This window comes from Paenibacillus ginsengihumi DSM 21568 (assembly GCF_000380965.1).
Lineage (GTDB): Bacteria > Bacillota > Bacilli > Paenibacillales > NBRC-103111 > Paenibacillus_G > Paenibacillus_G ginsengihumi.
Window position 1 is genome coordinate 1 of the sequence record NZ_KB905671.1, and the last position, 3,018, is coordinate 3,018.

The following is a 3,018-nucleotide window of genomic DNA, read 5'->3' on the forward strand; positions in this document are numbered from 1 at the left end:
AGGCATGCATGAGGCCACGGCCGCCAACTGACCGAATCGGTCAGGCGTGCGCGAGACGATGCCCGTCAATTGACCGGATCGTGCAGGCGTACGCGTGCGGATACAGTCGAAGCAGAGTTGAAGAGTCGATAAGCGCTTAGAAGCGATGGGAACCGCCGGGAAAACAATGAGAAGCAATGAGAGGCAATGAGTGGCAATGGCAGACAATGAAAGGCAATAAGAAGCGGCATTTGGAAATGAAAGGGAACAAATAGAACTGGGGAGCAATGAGGAAAACGAGAAGCGCCGGGAAGCGCTGAGAGAAGAGATACCGGGGAGGAGAGCGCCGATGAAACGGATCATAATCGGACATCATACAGATATTGAAGAGAGGCGGGCGCGCGTCGTTCACGTTGACGGCGTCGAAATCGCCGTGTTCAAGCTGTCGGGAGGAGGCGTGCGGGCGATTGAAAACCGCTGTCCGCACAAGAACGGCAAGCTGTCGGAAGGCATCGTCTGCGACCATCACGTATATTGCCCGCTGCACGATTGGAAGATCAATCTGAACGATGGGCTCGTGCAGGAGCCGGACGAGGGCTGCGTGAAGGCGTATCGCGCCGAGATCGACGGCGAGACGGGGCATATCGTACTGTACGTGGAGCAGGGCGAGGATAGCAGCATAGCATCTTAGATCCGCGAAGGAAGGGGCAATGTCACTTGAGAACGCAGAGGCTGGCGGGCATCCGCGTAGCGCTGACCGGTCCGCGCAAAGCGGAGGAAATGGGCCGGATGGTGGAGAAGCAGGGCGGCATTCCGCTGATCAGACCGGCGCAGGGAACGGTGTTTCTCGACGACGGGGAGGTGGAGCGGGAGCTGGCCCGGCTGGTCGAGGAATCTGTCGACTGGTTCATCTTTACGACTGGCGTCGGCGTCGAGACTCTGCTCGGGAGCGCCCGCAACCTCGGCCTCGAGCAGCGTTTCCACGAGCGATTGCAGCAGGCGCGCATTGCCGCCCGCGGGTACAAGGCGGTCCTCGCTGTGCGAAAGCTGGGACTGAATCCGGTCGCGCGCGATGACGACGGCACGACGGCCGGCCTGATCCGCGAGCTTGCCGCCTTCGACCTGAGCGGATGTCGGGTGGCGCTGCAGCTGCATGGCGATCCGGCTCCGCGGCTGGTCGGCTTTTTGCGGGAGCGGGGGGCGATCTGCCGCGAAATACTTCCGTACCGCCACATCCCGCCGGAGGAGGCGTCGCTTCGCCAATTGACCGCGGAGATCATCTCCGGCGGCGTCGATGCTGTCGCCTTCACCAGCGGTCCGCAAGTCCGCTTTCTCCTGGCTTATGCCAGGGACACCGGGCAGCTGCCCGAGCTGATGCAGGCGTTCCGGACGCATGCGGTGGCGGCGGCTGTTGGCAAATTCACGGCAGAATGTTTGCGCGAGGAAGGCGTAGGGCGCGTCGTCGTGCCGAAGGAGGAACGGATGGCCAAACTGGTGCAGGCGCTCGCCGATTATTTCGACCGACGGGAAGGCTTGACGAATGAAGGAGCGATTTGATCAGTGGATTACGTAAAACCGGAGCAGGTGGCGGAGCAGATGGCGGCGATAGGTGAAGCGAAGGCACGCCTGTCCGTTCCAGATTTGCTGCTGCGGGGTTTTCTGGGCGGCGCCATTCTCGCTTTTGCGACGACGCTTGCCTATACGGCTTCGGCACAGACGGAGATCGGCCTGGCGGGCGCGCTTGTTTTTCCCGTCGGGTTCGTCATCATCGTGCTGCTCGGCCTTGAACTAGTTACCGGCAGCTTTGCCACCATTCCGCTTGCGGTGCTGCGCCGGAGAGCGACGATCAGCGGCATGCTCCGCAACTTCGGCTGGGTCATCGCCGGCCATATTGCAGGATCAGCCTTGTACGCTGCGCTATTCTATATCGCAGTGACGAACGCGGGGCATGCGGCCAATCCGATCGTACAGACGATTATTGGCGCAGCGGAAGCCAAGACGAACGGCTACGCGGCGTTGGGCGCCGACGGGCTGCTGACCGTATTCGTCAAAGCGGTGCTGTGCAACTGGATGGTGACGCTCGGCGTCGTCATGGCGATGACGTCCAGGTCGACGGCGGGCAAGATTATGGCCATGTGGCTGCCGGTTTTGACCTTTTTCGCGCAGGGCTTCGAGCATGCTGTCGTCAACATGTTTGTCATCCCGGCAGGTATCCTGTACGGTGCCGACATCACGCTGGGCGGCTGGTGGCTGTGGAACCAGCTTCCCGTCCTGCTGGGCAACTTCGTGGGCGGAATGATTTTTACCGGCATGTTCCTTTATTTTACGCATGTGAAAAAAGAAAAGGCTTCCGCCTCGCAGCACACCAAGGCTGCCTAGCACCGGCGGATTCGCGGACAAGGCCCCTTTCGCTTTCGGTCGAAAGGGGCTTTTTTCGGCTTCCTCGCGAAGGTGACGCGGCGAACCTTGTCCGCAGCGCGAGAAATCGGGCCTTAGCCGACGAAAGCGTCCTCCTCGTGCGCAAAATGCCCCCGCTGCGCGAAACCATGCGCCCGAAAAATCTCGGCGAGGGCGAGCATGGCGCCGCAAGTGTGGGGGCATGACACTGCGGTATGCGAGCATGGCGCCGCAGTGAGGGAGCATGACACTGCGGTGTGCGAGCATGACGCTGCAAGTGTGGGGGCATGACACTGCGGTGTGCGAGCATGGCGCCGCAGTGAGGGAGCATGATGCCGCAGGATGTGAGCATGGCACCACAGTATGTGAGTATGATTCTGCGGTATGAGAGCAAATGTTGTATTTTGTGCAACAAAATCTAGGAAATGAGCCTCGTTTCTGAGCAAATGTTGTATTTTATACAAAATTTCGGGCGATTATCATCAATAGGATGATGATAAGGCCAAAATTGTTGTACAAAATGCAGGATTTCTCTATCTTTGGTTTGCCTGAATCCGTGAAACTTCTCGCTTAAAAAACGAGAAAATTGAAGGAAATACGTATACGATGGAGAAAAAGTAGGATTATAGCCCAATTCTACTT

General features: G+C 58.8%; 4 protein-coding genes. 3 read left to right on the forward strand and 1 reads right to left on the reverse strand.

Annotated elements, in window-relative coordinates:
* Positions 1-328: 328 nt before the first annotated feature.
* The 3 genes from nirD to F591_RS0126770 are packed head-to-tail and all read left to right on the forward strand — an operon-like array spanning position 329 to position 2,358.
* Positions 329-670 (forward strand): nitrite reductase small subunit NirD, encoded by a 342-nt coding sequence (gene nirD / locus F591_RS0126760; RefSeq protein ID WP_019537612.1) that lies wholly within the window; start codon positions 329-331, stop codon positions 668-670.
* 26 nt (positions 671-696) lie between these two features.
* Entirely contained in the window at positions 697-1,536 is an 840-nt protein-coding gene (locus tag F591_RS0126765; RefSeq protein ID WP_019537613.1) for a uroporphyrinogen-III synthase, read from the forward strand.
* A gap of 3 nt (positions 1,537-1,539) precedes the next feature.
* A complete protein-coding gene (locus F591_RS0126770; protein WP_019537614.1) occupies positions 1,540-2,358 on the forward strand; it encodes a formate/nitrite transporter family protein in 819 nt (272 codons plus the stop codon).
* 436 nt (positions 2,359-2,794) lie between these two features.
* Here the strand turns inward: F591_RS0126770 and F591_RS32520 are convergent.
* A partial coding sequence (locus F591_RS32520; protein WP_211217638.1) for a hypothetical protein occupies positions 2,795-3,018 on the reverse strand: 224 nt, incomplete at its 5' end.